This is a genomic window from Bacillus sp. GC_Bacil_1 (genome assembly GCF_026540675.1).
GTDB classification, from domain to species: Bacteria; Bacillota; Bacilli; order Bacillales; family Bacillaceae_G; genus Bacillus_A; species Bacillus_A cereus.
In genome coordinates this window covers 55,810-77,631 of sequence record NZ_JALNUG010000020.1, presented here as the reverse complement: position 1 = coordinate 77,631, position 21,822 = coordinate 55,810, and the positions used below count along the sequence as shown (strand labels likewise).

Here is a 21,822-nt window from a genome sequence, read left to right as displayed (position 1 = left end):
ATGAAACGGTATAACTTTATTCAAAACGATACATCTTTTTTATAAACAGTTAAGCTTAGTTATAAACGATAAACCTTTATTTCAAATCCACAATGGTACCACTAAATCTATTAAAATTGAATCTTGGCGCTCACTAAAAGATGAAATGAATGTCCTGGGCATAAAAGACAGTGACATCTTTCAAATTCAAATGCTAAAAATAGATTCAAAAAAAGAGTAACATAGCGCTATGCCATGATACTCTCTTTTTTATAAGTGAATTCCTTATCTAAGGCTATAATAACAAGGTTTTTGAGGCGTTCATCATAGCATTGTAATATTTCTTATGGAACTATAGCCCAGCCTAAAATTGGGTATACGGAAATAGAATCATAACATAGCAATATTTCTTTTGGAACTATAGCCGCACAATTATTTTTAGTTCAAAAAAACAAATCATAGCATTGCAATATTTCTTATGGAACTATAGCGGATTCCCTATATTAAAACCGCCTGATTCCATCATAGCATAGCAATATTCTCAACGGAATGATAGCATTAATATTAACAAGTTAAGAAATGGTTTTCTTAATTAGTTCATATCACTATTATTCCCATTTGCTTCATTTTTATAATTATACGTGTATCTAGGTATAAAGTTTATTTTTTGAGTTAATAATGCAACTATAAGGATCATATCATAGCGATGTTTCTTAAGTTACTATAGTAAGGGCAATGACCCGTGGCGTTTGGGGATCGCCTTATCCTGTCTGGATATTCTCCCCATGTGAAAAGCACCTAAGCATAACGCTATGGTGCTTTTATCTTGTAAAACGTGAAGGAGGTTGTGTAATTGCGATATGTATTAGGATTGGATATTGGAATCGCATCTTGTGGTTGGGCTGTAATCAATCAAGAAAAAGAGAGAATTGAAGATTTAGGGGTTCGTATTTTTGATAAAGCTGAAAATCCGAAAGACGGAAAATCCTTGGCTACTCCTAGACGTGACGCACGCTCTACTAGGAGGACCCTACGCCGTAAAAAACATAGAATGCAACGGATAAAGGGACTGTTAGTAAAACATGGCTTACTATCCAAAACCGAACTCGACCATCTATATGAAAGTGCTATTGAAGTTGATGTTTGGGACTTACGTTTAGACGCTCTAGAGCGCAAGTTACATCCAAAAGAGTTTACCAGAGTTCTTATTCACCTTGCTAAAAGAAGAGGATTTAGATCTAATAGAAAAGAAACCACTCTCTCAGAAAACGGACAAATCTTAGAGAGCATTTCAGAGAACCAACAGATCATGGAGCAACAAAATTATAGAACTGTTGGAGAAATGATTCTAAAAGATAAAAAGTTTGAAAACCATAAAAGGAACAAAGACGGTACTTATATCGGGACTGTTACTCGTCAACAACTTCAAGATGAAATACAAATGATATTCAATGCACAACGTTTGTTTAAAAATGATTTTGCAACAGAGGAATTTGAAAGTAGCTACTTAGAAATTTGGGCATCTCAACGTCCCTATGCTTCTAAAGATCAAATTGAAAAAATGATTGGTTACTGTACCTTAGAACCAAAAGAAAAAAGAGTCCCTAAAGCTTCATGGTCATTTCAATATTTTGTAGCGCTACAAACCATAAACAACCTACGACTGATTAATAAAGACAGGATAGAAGAACTCTCTTTTGAAGAAAAGAAACAAATTATGAATCTAGCACTTGAAAAACATATTGTTAAATACATTGATATCCGAAAATTATTATCCATTTCTAATGAACTTCATTTTAACAATCTATTATATTCAGCTGATACAGTAGATACAACGGTGGAAAATAAAAAATGTATAGAACTCAAAGAATATCACTCTATTAATAAGGTATATAAACAAATTTATGGAAAGAACGCCTTAAATTTATTACCTATAGATTACGATACAATTGCATACGGACTAACTATCTTCAAAGATGATAAAGATATCCTAGAATACTTACAAAATAAATATATAAATACAAAAGGAAAAACTATAAGTAATTTGGCAAAAAAGACATACGATGACACGTTTATTCAAGCATTATTGACTTTGAACTTCACAAAAATGGGACATTTATCATTTAAAGCCTTAAAAAATATCATTCCTTTTTTAGAAGAGGGAATGTCATATGATAAAGCTTGTAATAAGGCAGGATATAACTTTAAGGGAACATCATTTACAAAAAAAACAAAGTACTTGCCTGTTATTCCACAGAATACAAATCCTGTTGTACATCGTGCTCTTTCACAAACAAGAAAGGTCATAAATGCAATTATAAATAAATATGGTTCTCCAGTTTCAATTCATATTGAAACTGCAAGAGAGTTATCTAAAACATTCCAGGAAAGAAAAGAAATAGATAGCATGTACCAGGATAACTCCAAAAAGAATGAACACGCCATTAATAAGCTAAAAGAATTAGGTAACATTAATCCCTCAGGAATAAATATTGTCAAATTTAAGCTTTGGAAGGAACAAGACGGTAGATGTATGTATTCCGGAGAATATATTGAACCACATCGATTATTTGAAGGGGGATATACCGAAGTAGATCACATACTACCCTATAGTCGTAGTTTAGATGACAGCTATAACAATAAAGTATTAACGCTAGGAACAGAAAATCAGCGTAAAGGAAACAAAACTCCTTATGAATACATGAGGAATAATTCAATTTGGGATGAATTTGAAACAAGAGTACAGTCAAATAAAAAAATCAACAAAAAGAAACAACAAAAATTACTTTTACAAAACTTTTCACATGCGAGAGAACAAGAATTTATTGAACGCAATCTCAATGATACCCGTTATGCCACAATATATCTATCATCCCTTATTCAACAACACCTCATATTCTCTGAAAGCTATCGTGAGAAAAAAGTTCATACAGTTAGTGGAATTATAACATCTCATTTGCGTAGTAGATGGGGATTTAACAAAGATCGGAAAGAGGGGCATATCCATCATGCTTTAGATGCGGTAATCGTTGCTGTCACATCCGATCACATGATTCAAAGAGTAACAAAATATTATAAGTTAAAAGAGTTAAATAGAAACCGTCAAGCCAAACGGATGCAGTTTCCTGAACCTTGGGAAGGATTTCATTTAGAGTTAGAAGCAAGGATTTCTCCAAATACCCAGCAATACTTAAAGGGAATTCGTTTGAAAAATTACGCCGATGTCAATCTATCTGAAATCAAACCTATCTTTGTTTCAAGAATGCCTAAGCGCTCTATTACTGGTGAATTACATCAAGAAACAATCCGGAAATTCCTTGGTTATAACGAAAAGGGGAAAGTGCTAACCGCGACAAAAACAAAATTAGAAGATATTCCTTTTGATGCTAATGGTGATTTTCCCATGTTTGGAAAAGAAACTGATTTATATACGTATAATGCCATAAAAGAACGTTATTTAAGTCATAAAAAAGATAAACGCAAATCATTCCAAGAACCTTTATACAAACCCACAAAATCAGGAGGAATTGGACCACTTATAAAATCTATTAAAATAATGGATACAAGAACCATTGTTAATCCTGTTAATCAAGGTAAAGGTGTCGTGTATAATAGTAAAATTGCTCGTACTGATGTATTCAAAAAGGGTGAGAAGTACTATTTAATTCCCATTTACACAATTGATCTTATGAAAAATATCTTACCTCAAAAAGCAATTACAGCAGGAAAAGGATATGAGGATTGGACAACTATTGATCCTAGCTTTACTTTTTTGTTTAGTCTTTTTCCCAATGATCTAATCCAAATTGTCCCCTCAAAAAACAAAACAATTAAAGCTAGAACAACTGTATCGAAAAAAGAGGTATTACTCCCCTCACTCACAGGATATTTTAAAGGTGTTCATAGTGGAACTGCTGGGATTACTGTTGAAACGCATGATGGCAGTATTATAGCAAATGTAGGCTCCAAGCAGTTACTATCATTTGAGAAATACCAGGTAGATGTACTTGGACATTACACAAAAATTAAGAAGGAAAAACGTATTGGAATGGCAATATAGAATGGTAACAAAAAACGCAGCTTGCTAATATAGAATTTTGAATAGGGAAACATATGCAAACAAAGAAGATATTATCTCTGCTTAACTTACTTTATTTTAAAAAGAAAAAAATCGCATTCTAAACAAATGAAACCTCTCCTTTTTCAAATTAAAAAACCTTGTCTAATCCTCTAGTGACAAGGTTTTTCAGCATCTACCAGAAAATAACGATGTTTCTTATGGAACTATAGCGGTGGTGATTATGGCCAAAGGTAAGGTACAACCATAGCATAGCGATTTTTCTCATGGAACTTTAGCTTGGAAAACTCCATACTGGCAAAAACATTACCATAGCATGGCGATGTTTCTTACGGAACTATAGCCTCGGTGTATATCGAAGGACAAAGGAATAGACCATACCATAGCGATGTTTCTTATGGAACTATAGCAACACGTTTTGAAACACAATCTTGATCATATCATAGCAATTTTTTTTATGGAGCTACAGCTGGCTTTTGTGGTCTGTGGTCTCTTTTTCGCCATAGCATAGCGATGTTTCTTATGGAACTATAGCCTCTTAACGAATCCAGTAGCAGCAGAACATACCATAGCATAGCTATATTTCTCATGGAACTATAGCCCAATCCATCATGCATGGGTGGTAGTTGAACCATAGCATAGCGATGTTTCTTATGGAACTACAGCTCCAATTTCGCGTGAATGCACTTTTTGGTGACCATATCATAGCTATATTTCTTATGGAACTACAGCTCGCCGCCCATAAACAAGCTTATTTTTCTATCATCTTATATTAATTTTTCTTATGAAACAGTATCCTATTGTCCTTACTTCATGAAGATTCAAATGTCATAACCGTATCTCCAGGTAAAATTACATCTTATCCCATCAAGACACACCATTCTCATTATATATTGCAATGGTTTATATATATTTTTAACAAAAATATATATCCCAAACCTAAAAAACTAAATATAACTTATAAATTGACTTATCAAATAGCCTCCAGCAAGGAAATTGTACACTTACTCTTACTTTAAAATCAGTAAGTTTGAGCTATAGCATCGACACAATATTTATATTTTTTTAATCGAAAAGTTAATCTAGCCCCACAAGCTCCACATAAATTTCGTTCTTCATATCCCACTTCATATTTATCTACACCACCTTTCTTTAATGTGAACATGTGTAAATGTGTACATTTACACATGTTCACATTTACTTATATCTTAAATCCATTATAAAAGGATAAAATCAAATATAACCACAAAATTTACACATGTGAACTTTTACACAAGTCCACAAAGTTGATGTTAAATAAAAAGACTTCACTAATATGAAGTCTTTTTATTTAGTAATTATGTGAAATATAGGCAACAATATAACCCTATTTAATTAAGAACTTTGCTCTTTAACTTTATCGCCTTTCTTATTCGAGCCTAAATCAAGATCTGCTGATATATTTTGTATGAAGTCTCTATATAATTTCCTTCTTTGATCTGAGGTAAACTCCCCTTCTCTAATTATCGCCTTTAGAGTATTCATTTTAATAATTACGTCTTTGTTTAGTTTTTCCCTTTTAAAAAGTATGTCTATTCTCACTAGAATAATGCCTAAACAAAAAGCTGATAATGTATTAAAATTTCGAATTGCATTCTTAACATTGCCTGTTGTTAATTCAGCTATAGCATCTTTTGCACCCATAAAAACAAACCCCAGCACAATACCATAAGCAGTCCTTTCGGGTTGTTTTAACAACATAATATCTATAGCCTTATATAAATATCCTGTTATTTTATCAAGATCAATGTTCATTTAATAAGTGCACCTTCTTCACATAATTTGAGAAATCTATAATAGTATTTGATATTACTTCTTCGTTGAAAATCTTATTCCCATTAATTTTATCATTATTTTGAATAATAAATTCTATTAGTTCTCTTGCTTCATAATCATTTGTTCCAAACAAACCATTCTTTATTCGGTAATTGAGTAAAAATTGATAGCTGCAAGTTAATATTGCAAATATTAAAGGGATTACATTTATATATGATGGAACGACAAAATAGAATGACATAACTAGTAACATGATACTTCCTAATCCTATAATAATATAAGTTTTATATATTTTTTTTAACTTACTCTCTAAAAATAATGCCGAAATTATAAGACTATTTTCATTTCCTTTCTCTTCCTTTTGCTTTTGCTTTTTACGAGACTTGGATGATTTACTAGATAGAATAGCCATTGTCACAGATAATATATGATTAGTAGCCATTTTATTAATCATTCTAATAACTTTTGGTTTTCTTTGCTTTACTTCCCTCTGATCTGCAATTTCTTTCATGGAGATTAGAAATTGCTCCTTACTTGTCATGTATCTAACAAATAACTTCTCATCTTTTATGTAGCTAAGAAATTCCGTCTCTTTTTTCCTTTTATTAGCTTTCACATAAATAAAGCTTGTTAAAATTGATGTAATCCCAAGTAATACCGATAATATAGCACCTGAAGATTCTATAAACTTTATAAATTCTGTAAAAAAACTCATTTATTCTCGTGCTCCTCCCTTTTTAAATAAATTACCATATTTTATTCAAATGAATTATACCATTCATTATGATTTTTAGTAATTATTAGTAAAGGGGGATATTATAAACAAATTATTTCACTTCAAAATTACTGTAGCAAAAAAAACAAAAAAATTATATAAAACATGAGCTAACATTGGTACTTTCAAATCTTTTGTCTTTTCATAACTCCATGCATATAAACAACCATTTACAAAGTAAGGGAAGAAGAACCAATCAAAATGCACAGCTGCAAAGATACCATTAGCTATAATAATCGCTGTTGTGCGATTAATCCGCTCAACTAGTGTTCCTATTCCTAACGGTAGGATCTTTCTAAAAATCCATTCCTCAATTACAGGCGCTATTAATAAAGGGACAATCAGATAGAAGATATTCAACTCTACTTTTGCATTCACCTGTTCTGCATTGCCTGTATCAATTCCAAAATAGCCTTTTATATAGGAAAAAAAGAGACTGGACACAATAGCAAGTCCAGTCGTCATAAATACCCATTTCCCCTTTTCTACTACTCTTTTTACATTCAACTTTCTTCTCCCCTTACTATGATTCTTGTTTATTTTTTAGCTAATTCAAATGTGATCTTTCCGCTAGAATCAAGCTTCAAATACGCATCAAATTCTTTCCCTGATTTTCCTTTCATCCCTTTAATCAATCCTGTTTTCTTACCTACTAGTAATTTCTTAACGTTTGTTTCGCTAATTTTTTTGTTAAAAATTCGCTTGGAAGCGAGAACTTGCAACCTTCCTTATAGCCTGTACACCCGTAAAATGTTTTGCGATTCGCTATGTCTTTGCCACATTTCGGGCATTTACCTACGTAATCTTTTGTCTTCATTTCTTGCACTTTGCTATCTATCTGAAGCTCACCAATCGACTTCGTAGCATTTACAATCAGCTGCTTAGTGAATTCTCCTGTCTTCGCAACAAACACCTCTTTAGAGCCTTGTTTCTTCCCGATTTTACGCAAATACCCTTCCCATTGCGCTGTCATTTCGGGCTTCGCTAATAATGTTCCGCCCACGGCTTCGCAAAGAATTTCACCTTTCGGTGTAACAGTCACCTTATTCTTTTTCACTTCTATATATTCTTGTTTTTTGAGCGTTTCAATAATACCAGCTCGTGTTGCTTCAGTACCAAGTCCCTCTACTTCTTTTAGGATACTTTTACTTTCTTCATCTTCTACTGAAGCACCGCACGTTTTCATTAATGTAATGAGTTGTCCCTCTGTATAGGGCTTTGGTGGTGTTGTGATACCTTCTTTCGTTTGTATCTTCCCTTGTACAAGTTCGCCTTTTTGCACAACAGGAAGGAGGGATTCCCTGTCTTCGCTTTCTTCTTCGCTAGGCTGATCCGCTTTGTATAGCTCTTTCCATCCTAATGCTTTTTCCGCTTTTCCTTTTGTCGTAAACTCCAATCCATTCATATCTGTTGTAATAATCGTTTCCTCATATTCGTAAGGCGCATGGAACATACCCAATACACTCTTTAATACTTCCATGTACAAGTTGCGCTGCTTGTCTGATAATTGATCTACCTTTTGTTTCGAAGGAACATTTTTAGTCGCTATAACGGCATAGTGCTCCTGTACTTTTTGATTATCAACGTAGCGTTTATTCGGCTCTAATGATTTTGGTTGGAAGGATACTCCTATAACAGATTGATATCCCTCTACGTTTCGTACCAAATAAGCGAATTCATTTTCTGTAATGTAATCACAGTCTGTTCGTGGATAGGTCACAAGTTTTGCTTCGTATAGCTCTTGAACAATTTTCAACGTATCAGCAGGTGAATACTTGTACTTTTTATTTGCTAAAGCCTGTAAGGAGGACAGCGAAAACAACTTTGGTGCTTCTTGTTTCTTCGGCTTTACTTCCACGGATTTAACCGCTCCTTGCTGATTCCCTCCTTCAGACAGCTGATGTTTCTTCAGTAGCAATGCCACTTCATTTTTTGTTTGGAATCGCTCTTTGTATCTTCCCTTATATGTTCCATTCATGCCTTTAAATTGCCCTTCTAATTCAAAGAAAGGGGATGGCTTAAAGTTTTTAATGTCCTGCTGCCGTTGATTAATAAGACATAAAACAGGAGTCTGAACACGCCCTACACTGTAAACACCTTGTACGCCTTTTTGACGTAATAAAAGCGTATATAATCGGCTTGCATTCATACCAATTGCCCAGTCACTAATTTGACGAGCCTGTGCTTCAGCAAACATACTCTCAAACTCCGCACCTTCCTTCAGGTTCTGAAATCCCTTTTTAATTTCATCCACTTCTAAGCTGTTGATCCAAAGGCGTTTCATTTTTTTAGAAGAACAGCCTGCTTCTTGAATGATTAAACGTGCGATTGCTTCACCCTCTCTATCAATATCCGTTGCGATTGTAATACAATCCGCTTCTTTCATTAGTTTCTTTACAATGTTGAACTGCTTTCTTTTATCTGCTGATACTTTATATCCGTAGCGCTCCGGTAAGATTGGCAATTGTGACATATCCCATTTTTCCCACTCTGCTTTATAATCTTGTGGTGCTTTCAGTTCAACTAAATGCCCGTATCCCCATGTGATATTCGCTCCATTCGGCATTAAGGAACAAGGCGTAATAGAAAAGTATCCATCCTTCTTCTCTGCTTTCGGGAATGCTTCTGTATATGCTTTCGCTTGTGATGGTTTCTCCGCAATAATTAATGTAGTCATGTGTATTACTTCCTCTCAAATATTTTTTAGTAAAAAACAAAAAGAGCAACATATCGCTATGTCGCTCTTCAAACAAACTCTATTCAACAAACAAAAAAGCAGGAAGAATAATCCTCCTGCTTTTACAATTCATTATGAATGCCTACTACGGTAAGGCTACACCAATTTTTTCGCGCCTACTAAAGTAAGGCTACTCTAATTTAATCATCGTTCTTTTATTTTATATCATTACGAAGGTGAACGAGTAAGAACTCCGCTGAATATGTCCCTATTTCTTTTCATTTATATCATTACGGAGGTGAAACAGAAAAAGAACTCCACTGAATTGCTATATACTCATTATATATTATTTTTATTTAATTATCATCATTTTTTTATCTTTCCATCCCTCGTTGTTGCAAGTACGCAGCCCTTCTTCCTTGCTCTCTTTGCTCTTGTTGTTTAGCTACACGTTTACACTCATCGTTCCAGTCCCATTTTTTCTCTTCAGACGGCGCTTGCGGATACTCAGGTTTAAACGCAACTATGCTTCCATCATTCTTTTCATATCTAAAATGTATCAATCGTTCCGCAAAGGCTTTACCTGCTTTGTCATTGTCAACGCATAATGAAAGACTGTCAGGAACATCACCAATCCGCTCTTGACTCTTCATATAGTAATTAAATACTACTTGTGGTTTCAGTCCTTCCATACTAACCAAATGCGTATCTTTAAGGTCATGTTTATGTAGCGATGCATAACTCAACAAATCAATTGATGATTCGAAGAACTTAAGATTTCGTGGTTCACCATTTAATACATTAAAGCCATAGTTAGCCGTAGAGTTTTTTTGTATACTTTTCCACGCCCCACGTTTGTATTTATCCGATTTTACAACTCCTTGCTCTGATCCACCCATTACCGCTCCCGTTTCACGGTCTTTCCAAAGGAACAATACATTGTTGTACTTATCTTGCTTAATGAGCCCTTTTTTATGCAATGCATCTACAACTTGCGGATCAATCTTTCTTTCCTCAGTCAGATATTCTCTTGCTCTATCGAATTGAGGTACTTCTTTTTCCGCAAAATGTTCACAATCATAAGGCTCACTCACAAATGTAACCTCTGAAGCTTTTTCATAGTCCTGTTCTCCGTCCAGTAATCGCTGCATCGCCCCAGGGAACGAAGCATCTTCTACCTCCTGTACAAACTTAATAATATTCCCGTTAACCCCTCTACTGTTCCAGTAGAACTGATTTTTCTTCCTATCAATGATTAAGCTATCGTGTTCCGCTAAACGGTAATAACGTTCACTATCAGACTTTACGGGGATATCGTTTTGCATACAATAATCTACAATATCAAGGGATGCTGCCTTTTCAATTTCCTCTTTTGTATATCTTTTGGTATTCTTCGTTTGTTGTTCCATGAAAATTCCTCCATTAAAAAAAGACCATGCTTTTTCACATGATCTTTTTCGATTTATTCATATTTGTATTTGATTGACCTTAACTAAATAACGCTTTAAAGGATTCTAAAATCCCTGAAGCTCCAAATTGAAAACTTGCCATTCCATATGAATACAGTTCATAAATAACTACGATTGTACTAATCATTAGAATCATTTTTTCCGCTATACCGTTATAGCTGTAGTAAAAAACATGGAATCCGCTTTGAAAGTTTCTATTGGATAATGGCAGCAGCCACTTAATCCCTTTTTTAGAGAAACTGTCTTCCACTAGATGTAGAAAGTAACCTGCAAGGATGCACATCCCATTCGTAAAGGACAATGGGGTCATTCCCACGGCAAATAAAATAGGAATCAACACAAGCACCAATCCAAATAGTGAGTGTGTAATTCCTCTATGACCAAATACCGTATTCATTAAATCTGATACTCCACGAGTTCTTCTGCCAATCCATGAATGTTGTTCATCTATATCAGGCAACAAAGCCCCAAAACCAACCGCTATCACATTCCCAACCGTAAGGTTGCCCGTTGATGCCAAGACAGGCAGAGCAACCGCTAGGCTTGTTGTAAGATGCGTTTTATACTTCATTTCTTACACCCCTTTCGTTTATTAGTAACCACGACCAAGCATGTGTTTCATCATATAATGTCTTCTTGCCTGTTCTCTTGTTTGCAAAACTTGCTGTTGTTCTTCCTCATGAACTGTATCTTTCCCAACATATCGCTTCCCAACTTCAGGGATAGTTCTTGATTCTTTTACCTCCATAGCGCCATGCTCTTTCATTACCGACCCCACCGTTTTAACGGATTCCGTTTGAAAAACTTCTTCTGTTTCGGTTTTGCGGTCATTTACAATCTCTTCTTTGTGTAACTTCGCATGAGCTAATTCATGGATTGCAACTGACAACTCTTTCGTCTCAGTGTTCCTTGTATTCATTACAATTTGAGCAAAAGATGAATCTGCTACTTCAACATATGCGCCATGTATAGTTCCTAATTCTTTAATCAATGCACCTTGTCCCATATCTTTAATTTTAATATTTTCTTTTTCAGCTAATGCCTGAATACCTAACTTTAACAGCTTTTTGTTTTCCTCTGTCACTTCAAAATCAAACTGGCGATTCGGGAATATTTTTGGCAAGTCTTCAGGACTTGCATTTGTTTGCGAAATATCAAAGGCTGTTGCTTTCAAGTAATAATTTGTTTGCTTCTCCACTTTCAACTCACCATTTTTCACTTGTTGCTTTTGTTCCCCTGTTAATTTAGTTAGTGGAATTGCTAATTTTGTTTTTGGATCTCTCACAAATTCCTTTATATAAGGATGAAAAACTTTCATTGCTTTTTCACCCTTATTTACATGGAATCCTGCATCTTTAAATGTTTTAAAATTGGCACATGCATACGCATTTTCAAATTGCGATCTAATTAACTGCATGTTTCTAGGAGAATAGTTACTAAACTGTGCCATGAAATTTGCTAACTCTAACATATCCTCTGGCGATCTATAATACTTCGTAATATCCGTAAGAACCTTGTCCATTATTTCTTTTGTTTCTTCTTTAATTTGCTCTTTTGTCTTGGGTGTATATTTCTTTTTCGTGTAAGTCATTCGCAAATTACCCCTCGTTCTTCATCATATTTTACAAATGGTAAACTATCGTTTTCCGCTGCTCCATCCATAAAATCGGCATAGGCTGCCGCTTCTTCTTTAGAAACTTTTACAATAACTTGTTTATTAAATAAATACTTACTTAGATGAACCTCATTCTTTACTTGATCCACATGTTCAATCATATAAAAATTGTTTTGAGACATATTACACACTACCTTTCTATTATTACAGCGCTAATTTGAAGTATATTTTTTCGTAAGTTTGTTTTCCTTTGCCCCAAGTTATATTCCAATCCTCTAACGAACCTGAATACACTTCTTTAAATTTTAGAATCGGATTATCCATTGAACCCACTATCACAATTCCAAATCCTTTATCATATGTAGGTTCACCCTCATGTTTTTTCCACAGTTCAAATTCACTAATTCCATATTTTTTAGCAAAATCAATAACCGCTTCCAGTATCCAGTTTTCATTTTCTTCTTCAGTTATATTCTTCTCAAAATCCACCTCAAAACACTCACCATAATCATCATCTCTGATTAAAAAATGATTTTCTCCTTTCTTTATATTCTCTTCAATCACACTTCTATTTTCTTCGTTACGGCTAAATCTCGTACTTGAAACGATGGAATAATACACTTTTTTCTCCACTTTAAATCCTCCTTTTAAATTAATAATCCATTTCTTGTTGTCGTGCAATTCGTTCCTGTACACGCTCATACTCTTGTTCTGCGCGCCATTTTGTTAAATCATCATTCAACGCTGCTTCAATATTTCGAACATCTTTTTTTCGAATTAATGGCGGTTTGTATGGAGAATAAGTAGTGTATTCTCTTCTTTTTTCTGACCGCCCCCTTTCATATTTCTTTTTAATCTGTTCATTTTTTTGCTGAAATTGATACAGCGGATTATCTTCATAAGGGTTCTTTTTCTTTAATTCTTTTAGTAAGGAATTACCCATACGCTTCTGCATATCTTTCATTTGATTCTTTGCGTAATCCTTATCTTCCCTTTCCGACTCTCCATATAAACCCTTTTGAAAACTTGATTCTTTTTCTACAGCTTCTTGGTATTCCTTAAAAATCGGATTGTCTTTCATTAACAATCCTGTCAGTTCATCAATTTTATTTCTTGTTTCATTCGGCATTCTTTTGCTGCCATATGTCCAATCTTTCTTGTTACTAGGTAACCCGTTGTATATCTCTTGTAATAAAGTAACTTCCCTATTTGGTTGCTTATCTTTTGATTGTAAATACTCCTTTTTGACTTCTTGTACTAAGTCATTTCTTAGATTCGAGATTCGACTCAACTCACTTGTACGATCTACGAGGGAATTCGCAAAAGTGGTTTTCATATGATCTAATGTACTTTGTTTTCGTTTCCCTTTTGGCTCATAAAAAACTTCACCATCCACTTTCACTTCAACCAATTTTCTTCTATTTTCTTTTTCTACCGTTCCGTAATGAATGTGAATGTGTTCTGTATTCCGATGAATAGATGCAAACCAAAAGCCGTTATTCTCTTCAATTTTTTCATCCTTGAATAACTGTTCCATCATTTTATGACTTGCATTTCGAATCCGATTTTCATCTAACACGTCCGTTACAGGATCATATAGTTTCTGTTCGATTAGAAAGTCCGTATCAAATGAGATAACATCTTGATAATAAACCGAACCTTTATTTTGTGCTTTTCCCACCAACTCTTTTATTTCATTTAAATCATTGGAGGTAATGACATTTTTATTTTTCGAAAAGACACCTGACAAAATTTCTTCTGCTTTTATCTTCTCCTGCATTTGTTCAGGAGACAAATCTTCTATATGTTTATTAAGCAATGACACCTCTTCTTCTTCCGTTTTAGTCATTTTCTTTTTGCTTTCTAGCGCATATTTTCTTCCCATATAGCTAACATACTTTTCAAAATCAGTCGTAGTATTAAAACTGTTTGGAGAAGTTAAAAGCACTTTTGCTTCAGCTTCTTTTTCAGATACACTCACTTTCTTTTGATTAGAATGAGGACTTCCCCTCTCCATATCAAAAGAGTCAATTGCGTTTTGCAATCGACTCAGTTCGGTTAATTCTGTATTTGTTAAGGTATGTCCATCTTTCAAAAGTGCTTTTTGTCTCATGCAATAATCTACATACGTTGTAAAACTCTTTTGATTTGGAATGGTATATTGAGATGTTAATATGATACTTGGTGATTTCCCCATACATCATTCTCCTTCAAGTTATTCTAATTCTTTCCGTCTATGTTCGGGGATTTGTTCCCACTCAATTTCCTCATACATGGTCTGTCCTAATCTAGAAATTGCCTTATGTGGTTTACCTTTTTTCATGACAATTTGTACATCATCCGTAATCATCGGTAATGTTTTCTTTGCAAAAGACGGTGTTTTAACTTCTCTCTGTATGTGTTCCTGCTCTTGGAACGTTTCCTCATTGTTTACTTCAATTGATTCACGTTTAACAGTTCGAGAGAACTTACCTTCCGACTTCTTTGTAACAGCAGATGCAATTTCACTTTTAACTTCTTTCTGCAATTCTTCTAAACTTAAATCGCTCCCTGATCGTGAGATAAGTTCCATGTTTAACTTAATTAATACATCCATTTGTTGTTTCATTGTATTAACAGATTGCGTTAAACCTTTCACTTCTTTTTTCAAAAGTGATACATCATCATGACCTTTTCCTACTCTCATTTTTTCATCTAATAGTACAATAGCGTGTCGCAACACATCTGCTTCCTTTGGATACTCTGGGTACTGCTTAAGAAAGTCTTGTACGATATCAACATGTATTTGATTCCCTCTAAATTGAAATAACTTTACATAAGCCATTTATAACACCTCTACTCTTCTTTTAACTTTATCATTGCAGCCACAAGTTCATTTGTAACATCTATATACTCTTGCAGCTTATCACTCTGTCTATCTAATGTTATAGAAACATTTGTAACTGCTTCATCAAATTTATCTTCTTTATTCCTGCTATATTCTTGGTCAAAATGTTGTTCGAACATCATATTAATGTACTCCCAACGATAGTAAGCTCTCCCTAACTTCTTCCCAATTTCCTTACACCTTTTATCAATTTCAGCTACATAACGTGGATTAGCCTTCCGAACATGAATTTCCATATACCCACCTACTTTATTTTTCTTTATCAACTAACTATGCATAATTGCTAGACATACAGATCGTTTATATCCCCCTCTAGCTTGGTATAAACTTAACTAAAGGCAATGATGAAAAAAAGAGCATAAGGAAACCTGATATCACTTTGTAAACAAAGTGGTTAAATAGGCTGTGCCTATTAGGTTTCTACTTCATTCAAATTGATATCACTATTCCTCTCTGAGTGGTCACTCAGTGGTCATATTTTAAGGATAGTGGTCATTCCGTGGCACTCGGTGGTCACTCAGTGGTCACTCAAAAACACTATTTTTTATATTGTTTTTTTCTTTTCGCTCAACAATTGAATTTTCTTTTCTTTCATTTTGATGTCTTCTTTTAACATATCAATTTCCTTTTGATGATTGTTAATAGTAGACTCATTTGAATTGATTGTGTTTTTTGTTTTCACTTTTTCGCCCTCTGTTTGGTACTCCATTTCTTTTGTTAACTTTTCATTTTTGATTTTTAATTGCTTCATAGCTGAAGCTTTATCATCAATTTTCTTCTCCATTTCTTTCATTTCTTTTCTCAATCCCTGTTGCGAAAATGCAAGATACTCTTTTTCATAGAAATCTTTCGATTCCTTTTTCAATTCTTTATTAATCAATTTTTCATTTTCTAAAACGTACGTTTTCAAGCTCCGTTCCTTTAGATCATCCACGTCCGTTTGCAATTCAGGATGAATATATTCAGGCTTCACAACCGAAGATACAACACCAAATTCTTCAGGAACATTTTCACTAATGACCACAATGTAGTTATCACTTGCCCGATAAACCTTCGTTTTTACGTGATTATCTTTTTGTTTAATGTATTTATTCTCTACTTTGTATTTCATATTACTTAGAATTTGAGAGTCATTATCTGCCCTTAACTCATAATCAATTCGTAACGTTTGATTGACTGGATTGTATTCTTTTTTTGCAACTGAAATCTTTACCGTGGAGGACAAACTCTGATACTCACCTATTTTCATTTCTTCAAATTTATATGTCGCTCCACTAAAAACAGGAGAAATACAAAGTACAAAAAACACTGTAAAAAAGCTTCCTAAAGTATATAAATACGCCTTCCTTTTTGTATTTGCAGGTTTTCTACCTTCCTTATTCATTCCAAAATTAAAATTCATTTTGTTGTTTCTCCTTTCACATTTACTACGCTCACTTGAGCGTGAATGTTTTCAAGTTTATAATTTGTATACTTTTCTTTCCCATTAACACTAGACTGATATTCACGTACAATGAGCCATTCCACTTTTTCCCCAAAGTTATAATCAAACCATGTTATTGGAATTTCAATAAACTTATCTTTCCGAATCCCCTTCTTTTTTCGTAGACTTAAAATTAAATACCTACCTTCTTTTATATAATCATGATTGGGTTTTAGCTCACTCAAAAGCATGATGTTACTCCTTCCTGTTAGATTTATTTGTTAAACGAAAAGCCCCATACTAGTTAGTAAGGGGCTTTTCCATTACATCATTTTCTATTCATCGCTTCGCTGGATACGGATTATACTCTACAACTTTGATTTCTTCTCCTTGCTTTTCTAGCGTTATCTTTACAACACTGTTGATCGTTGTTTTTTTATTTTCTAGTCCCTCAATTGTGTACTCCACATCAAGTAAAACCGTACATTTCTTAGAAATATCACCTTCTGAATTAATGTATATCGCAGCCTTATTTACATGTGATTTGAAGTTTGGATCGCCTAAATCGTCTGTATTAGGTGCTACTACATCTACTACCTTTTTGTCCGTTATTTTTAACAAGTTGTTTCGTCTTTCACCTTTATTTTGTACCGAGTAATCTAAATAAGCATGTACGAATTGATTTGCAACTTCTCTATATTTGTTTTGTAAATCTACTGTTGGATTACTTTCTTTTTTATTTTCGTCCGCTGCACCCTCATTTACCTTTTTACTTTCCTGCTCCAACTTCACTTGTAAATCCCCAATTTGTTTCTCTTTTTCTGCTACAGCCACACGATATTTTTTATCTTTCTTATCGAACTCTTTCGTTGTGTTATATGCCCATATTCCGTTAAACGCCAGTGATAAAATCAACGCTCCACTTAAAATCTTTGATAGATTATTCATTTATTTTGCACCCATTTCTTTTTTATTTTGGAACAACTCTTCTAATTCCTGCATAGTACTTTTGCCATCCTGCCGATGTAAATTGGTGATAACCTATCCCTGCATTTTCAGAATCATACATTGTATTTGCATCAACATATATCCCTACATGACTTACATGATCGGGTCCACCGTATGTCCCTTTAAAGAAAACTAAATCGCCCGGTTGTGCATCTTTTGGATCAACTTCTACAGTTGCATAGTATTGTTCTGATGCTGAACCATTTAAATTGACTCCTGCTGCTCTAAATGCCCAAGATGTTAATCCACTACAATCAAACCCCTGTGCAGGAGTTTTACCGCCCCAAACATACGGGTTTCCGTTATATTTCAAAGCTTCCTCCATTATTTTTTTAAAAGTTTCTGATCCATTTACTGGTGCAGTCCCGTTATTAAAACTTAAATATTGTTTCACCATTTCTGCATAATAAAAGTTACCGCCATTGATATAGCGATAACCACCATTGTAAGCAATTGCTACAGGTTGACTGTATCCAATTGTTGTTCCATTCCTATTACCACCAGCAGGTGCAACAACTGTTAAAGAATAATAATCAGCCGTTTGTAAAGAATGCGTTTTACTATTTGCTGCTAACCAATGCACATAATTACGACCAAAGTTGTATGTTTGTACAATGGCTAACAAATCATTAATCCCTAGCATTTTCGCATCATCAAATGCGCCTTTTAAATGCATCACACCATAATAAATAGAATCTTTTGGGTTAGAAATTGTATTCATTGCCCAACCTTGTGACTCTGAAGACTGCATAATATCAGGTAGTTTTTCTGAAATACCATTGCTCTCTACCATAATAATTGCTAGCACATATGGAACTAACTCTGGTACACCTTGCGCTGCACATTCCTGTTCCACCATTGATTGCCACCTCATGACCTCAGGTGGTAAATTCTGTACTGAAGCATTCCCACTTATGCCACCATTCGGTGTACCTGTAGAGCTTTCTCCACCCAAAATCGCCATACTGACAATTAAAAGAATCGTAATGGCTGCCGCAATTATTATTCCTGTAGAACCACCTAACAAGCGAACGAGCCATTTTATTCTTTTTACTTTCTTATACTTTTCTATTGCTGTTTCTTGTGTAGCTGCCATTTTACTGACCACCTTTAAAGCGCTCTAATTGCTTCTCGTCAGGATCAAACATCACGTTATATGTCTCAGTAGAACTCACTTGTACAATTGCTTCTCCACGTTTTAACTCAGGCAAGATACGAAACTCTGATTCTGTTAAACTCTCACCTAAAACGCTTTTTAAAGTCTCTAATACGGAGTTATCCATGTTCAAGAATATTTTGTATTGAGTTAATTCAAAGATGGCTTTCATCGTAGACACATCCACTGTACTTCCCGGTGGTGGTAACATTTCTTGCGGTGATTGTGTTGCAAAAAATATACCTGCAAAGAATTTTCGCATCTCACGTTTGAACTCTAGCACATAACGATTGGCAAATTCATTTTGCGAATTGATAATGTTATGACACTCATCAAGGAAAACCATAAAGTACTTAACGTCTTCTATTGATAAGTTTTTCTCTTCTCGTAAGTACTTCATTTGACGACCATTTTTAAGCGCATGACTCCAAATCAAAGTTAATGCGGTAAACAACTGACAGTTAAAAACTGATTTATCATATTTTGAAATCCCATCAATATCAAAGAAAACAATCTGTTCATTTTCAAAGTTTTTAAGTGTTGTATGACCGTTAAACATGTCACCGTACACCGTAATCATGTCCTCCACCTGCAATTTGATTGCTTCTAAATCACGGTGACGTTGTGGTGTTGCCCCTGCTTCCAGTTTTAAATTACTAAGATATTTATAGAAATCTTCTAGGACTGGATAGTGATTAGGAGGAAATCCCGTTACTTTGTACGGACGTTCACTTCCCTTTTGAGGTACAAGCCCCCACTCAATATAGAAAGCATACAAATGTTTACGAAACTCTTGAATCACCGTATCATCAAACTCTGTATTTAAGAATCGAATCATATTTGTGACTTTAGAAATATGTTGAATGAACGAACCCTTTTCATCTACTGCACCTGTATTTGTGATTTTTGTTGCAAATACTTCCAAAGGATTAATCATTCCTGTTTCTACTTCTTCTGAATCTTGAACCCCGCTTAAATCAATTATTTTACCGCCTTGCTGCTGTACAACTGTGTAATAATCTCTTGCTTTATCAAACCCACGAATGAAGCAATCCTTCGCAACCAAGCCCTCTTCGAGCTGTTTAAGTAGTGTTGATTTACCAGCGCCCATCTTACCAAAAATAAAACCACTAAATGATGTTCGAGTACCTGTAGAGAAAAACGGGTCTAAAATAAATGCGCCACCTGTTGAGGTTTGTCCTAAGTAAATTCCTCTTGGGTCTTTTAAATCTTGATGATGAAAAGGAATACCAAAACCAATATTTTTTGAAGGTAATGGACGTCCACTTTTCACTCCCAAGTATTCTATTTGATCGTCGTAGCTTGCAAACAATGTTTGCCACTCTTCTTTTTGTTTAAAAACATACACTTGCGCTTTATAGTTCTGCCCCGCAATTTCTTTCTTAATATCCCCAATTCTTTTCTCTAATTGTTCTAGTACTGGATCGTAGATATATATTCTTAGTTTCACCAGTTTTACAATTTCGCCTTGCTGCGTAATAGAACGGGCGAAGTCAGTTAAATTTTGCAATTCCCAATGAGCATCGTCACGATCCGTAGAGCGACGCTCTGATGTCATACGGTCTTTTAATTCCGTAATGGAACGGTTAATATCTTTTACTACTTCTTCTTTATTTGCAGTCGCTATATCTACACTTGAAATCGTATCTTTATTGTTCATGAGTGCCGTTAGCCATAGCGGAGGAATGTCTTCAGCTAAAGAGTACACATGTAAACATGCAACATAGCAATCGCCTTGCGCTATGTACTTCTCATTAAATTTAATGCCACCTTGTGGCTGCACCCTCGAAATAAAATCTAAATCATATCCTTCAGTACGATATTTTTGCTGTTCTTTTTTCCCTAACTTCACCATTATTCATTTCCTCCTTTTACATTTCTGAATTCATGTTTTGTAACTTAAAGATTAGCTTCTCAACTTCTTTTGCTTTCATATTCTGCAAGTTAAATTGACGTCCACCATAGCGCTTCATGTCCTTCACATTCTTCACTAACTCTGTTTCACTTTTTGCATACACAACAATAAAGAACGCCAATTCCTTTAAATTCTTTTCTACCCACAGTACCCGATTTAAATTTTCAATTGCTAAACTGTAGCGCTGATACCATAAGTGTTCTTCGTTTCTCTCTGACACATCTTGACTCATTTTCCCTTGATATCGTAGCGCCATGCGCTTCCAGTACACCTGTTGTTCTGTTGTTTCTGTAGAGTACGTAAGAGACAAAATCTTGAATGGCTCATGATACACTCGACATAAACTTGTTAACTGATTCATAAATCGTTTTAAATCATCTTGGTTCATAGAAAGTAAGTCCGTTGTCTTTACCTTTAAATACACCTGCAAATTGTCTCTATGATCCACTAAGACCCCTGTTTTTTGTTCCAGTCGTTTATAAGGGGCAATATCAACAATTGATGCATCCGTATTTTTAAAAGAAGCAAAGATTGTTGAAATAAAACTTTGTTTTCCATTACTATTTTCTGACTCAATTTTTCTCTTTCGGTTTACTTTTTTAGATTCAACTGTCGCAACTTTCATTTTCATCTTTCCTTTCGTGAGATATAAAAAAAGAGAATGCTATATTTGCACTCTCCTTTCATTCCTATTTCTTTTTTGTTTCGCTGCTTATGGTATTTACTTCAATTGGATGATAGTTTTTATTGTCCATCTTTAACATATCCAAAATCACAAATATATTTCTGTTTGTAGGACTGTTATGTGGTTTAATGCATAAGAACAATCCCAACGCTCCAAACAGCACATAAAACATAATCCTTCCAAATCCTCCGACTGGAACAATCTTCGGCATATAACTTGCTAGAACTAACATTAAAACTATGATTGCTCCATCCATGATATAAAAGAAGGCTAACTTAATTTCTTGCTTTGTATTTTTAGGATTACGCATCATTTCCAT

General features: G+C 34.4%; 18 protein-coding genes and 2 pseudogenes. 1 reads left to right on the top strand and 19 read right to left on the bottom strand.

Features of this window, described 5'->3' with window-relative positions; all coding sequences use genetic code 11:
* The first annotated feature begins 832 nt into the window (after positions 1-832).
* Positions 833-4,039: a type II CRISPR RNA-guided endonuclease Cas9 gene (gene cas9, locus OXT04_RS24445; RefSeq protein ID WP_267418186.1), complete on the top strand. Its 3,207-nt coding sequence runs from the start codon at positions 833-835 to the stop codon at positions 4,037-4,039.
* A 1,392-nt stretch (positions 4,040-5,431) separates the two neighbouring features.
* Here cas9 and OXT04_RS24440 read toward each other — a convergent pair.
* The 19 genes and pseudogenes from OXT04_RS24440 to OXT04_RS24350 form a co-directional block, all read right to left on the bottom strand.
* Positions 5,432-5,851, bottom strand: a complete 420-nt coding sequence (locus OXT04_RS24440; protein ID WP_267418185.1) for a hypothetical protein — start codon at positions 5,849-5,851, stop codon at positions 5,432-5,434.
* Entirely contained in the window at positions 5,841-6,587 is a 747-nt protein-coding gene (locus OXT04_RS24435; RefSeq protein ID WP_267418184.1) for a hypothetical protein, read from the bottom strand. Before OXT04_RS24435 ends, OXT04_RS24440 begins: the two co-directional genes overlap by 11 nt.
* A 117-nt stretch (positions 6,588-6,704) precedes the next feature.
* Positions 6,705-7,154 carry a CPBP family intramembrane glutamic endopeptidase gene (locus tag OXT04_RS24430; protein WP_098648303.1) on the bottom strand — a complete coding sequence of 150 codons (450 nt, stop codon included), beginning with the start codon at positions 7,152-7,154 and terminating at the stop codon, positions 6,705-6,707.
* A gap of 29 nt (positions 7,155-7,183) precedes the next feature.
* Positions 7,184-9,324, bottom strand: a pseudogene (locus OXT04_RS24425) (type IA DNA topoisomerase).
* A 374-nt stretch (positions 9,325-9,698) separates the two neighbouring features.
* Positions 9,699-10,733, bottom strand: a complete 1,035-nt coding sequence (locus OXT04_RS24420; protein ID WP_267418183.1) for a DUF3991 and TOPRIM domain-containing protein — start codon at positions 10,731-10,733, stop codon at positions 9,699-9,701.
* 79 nt (positions 10,734-10,812) lie between these two features.
* Positions 10,813-11,364: a metal-dependent hydrolase gene (locus OXT04_RS24415; RefSeq protein ID WP_267418182.1), complete on the bottom strand. Its 552-nt coding sequence runs from the start codon at positions 11,362-11,364 to the stop codon at positions 10,813-10,815.
* A gap of 224 nt (positions 11,365-11,588) precedes the next feature.
* Positions 11,589-12,384 (bottom strand): annotated as a pseudogene (locus OXT04_RS24410) (ArdC family protein); the annotation flags it as partial.
* On the bottom strand, positions 12,381-12,590 hold the full coding sequence (locus tag OXT04_RS24405; RefSeq protein WP_267418180.1) for a DUF5511 family protein: 210 nt from the start codon (positions 12,588-12,590) through the stop codon (positions 12,381-12,383). The gene OXT04_RS24405 and the pseudogene OXT04_RS24410, both read right to left, overlap by 4 nt.
* Before the next feature lie 22 nt (positions 12,591-12,612).
* The gene (locus OXT04_RS24400) at positions 12,613-13,041 is read right to left on the bottom strand and encodes a DUF5514 family protein (RefSeq protein WP_016085091.1); all 429 of its coding nucleotides are present in this window, start codon (positions 13,039-13,041) and stop codon (positions 12,613-12,615) included.
* Between the two features lie 19 nt (positions 13,042-13,060).
* The gene (mobP2, locus tag OXT04_RS24395; protein ID WP_016085092.1) at positions 13,061-14,605 is read right to left on the bottom strand and encodes a MobP2 family relaxase; all 1,545 of its coding nucleotides are present in this window, start codon (positions 14,603-14,605) and stop codon (positions 13,061-13,063) included.
* 18 nt (positions 14,606-14,623) lie between these two features.
* Entirely contained in the window at positions 14,624-15,232 is a 609-nt protein-coding gene (locus tag OXT04_RS24390) for a hypothetical protein (RefSeq protein ID WP_016085093.1), read from the bottom strand.
* Positions 15,233-15,243: 11 nt separating this feature from the next.
* A complete protein-coding gene (locus OXT04_RS24385) occupies positions 15,244-15,531 on the bottom strand; it encodes a hypothetical protein (RefSeq protein ID WP_000402459.1) in 288 nt (95 codons plus the stop codon).
* 308 nt (positions 15,532-15,839) lie between these two features.
* Positions 15,840-16,697, bottom strand: coding sequence for a hypothetical protein (locus OXT04_RS24380; protein WP_267418179.1), 858 nt, complete (start codon positions 16,695-16,697; stop codon positions 15,840-15,842).
* Positions 16,694-16,969, bottom strand: a complete 276-nt coding sequence (locus OXT04_RS24375) for a DUF5513 family protein (protein WP_000926955.1) — start codon at positions 16,967-16,969, stop codon at positions 16,694-16,696. The genes OXT04_RS24380 and OXT04_RS24375 overlap by 4 nt, the downstream gene beginning before the upstream one ends.
* A gap of 88 nt (positions 16,970-17,057) precedes the next feature.
* Positions 17,058-17,666, bottom strand: a complete 609-nt coding sequence (locus OXT04_RS24370; protein WP_098488416.1) for a hypothetical protein — start codon at positions 17,664-17,666, stop codon at positions 17,058-17,060.
* A gap of 22 nt (positions 17,667-17,688) precedes the next feature.
* On the bottom strand, positions 17,689-18,822 hold the full coding sequence (locus OXT04_RS24365; protein ID WP_267418178.1) for a bifunctional lytic transglycosylase/C40 family peptidase: 1,134 nt from the start codon (positions 18,820-18,822) through the stop codon (positions 17,689-17,691).
* 1 nt (position 18,823) lies between these two features.
* Positions 18,824-20,758: a VirB4 family type IV secretion system protein gene (locus tag OXT04_RS24360; protein WP_267418177.1), complete on the bottom strand. Its 1,935-nt coding sequence runs from the start codon at positions 20,756-20,758 to the stop codon at positions 18,824-18,826.
* A gap of 16 nt (positions 20,759-20,774) precedes the next feature.
* The gene (locus OXT04_RS24355) at positions 20,775-21,443 is read right to left on the bottom strand and encodes a hypothetical protein (RefSeq protein ID WP_085782960.1); all 669 of its coding nucleotides are present in this window, start codon (positions 21,441-21,443) and stop codon (positions 20,775-20,777) included.
* A gap of 64 nt (positions 21,444-21,507) precedes the next feature.
* A complete protein-coding gene (locus OXT04_RS24350; RefSeq protein ID WP_085782959.1) occupies positions 21,508-21,822 on the bottom strand; it encodes a DUF5592 family protein in 315 nt (104 codons plus the stop codon).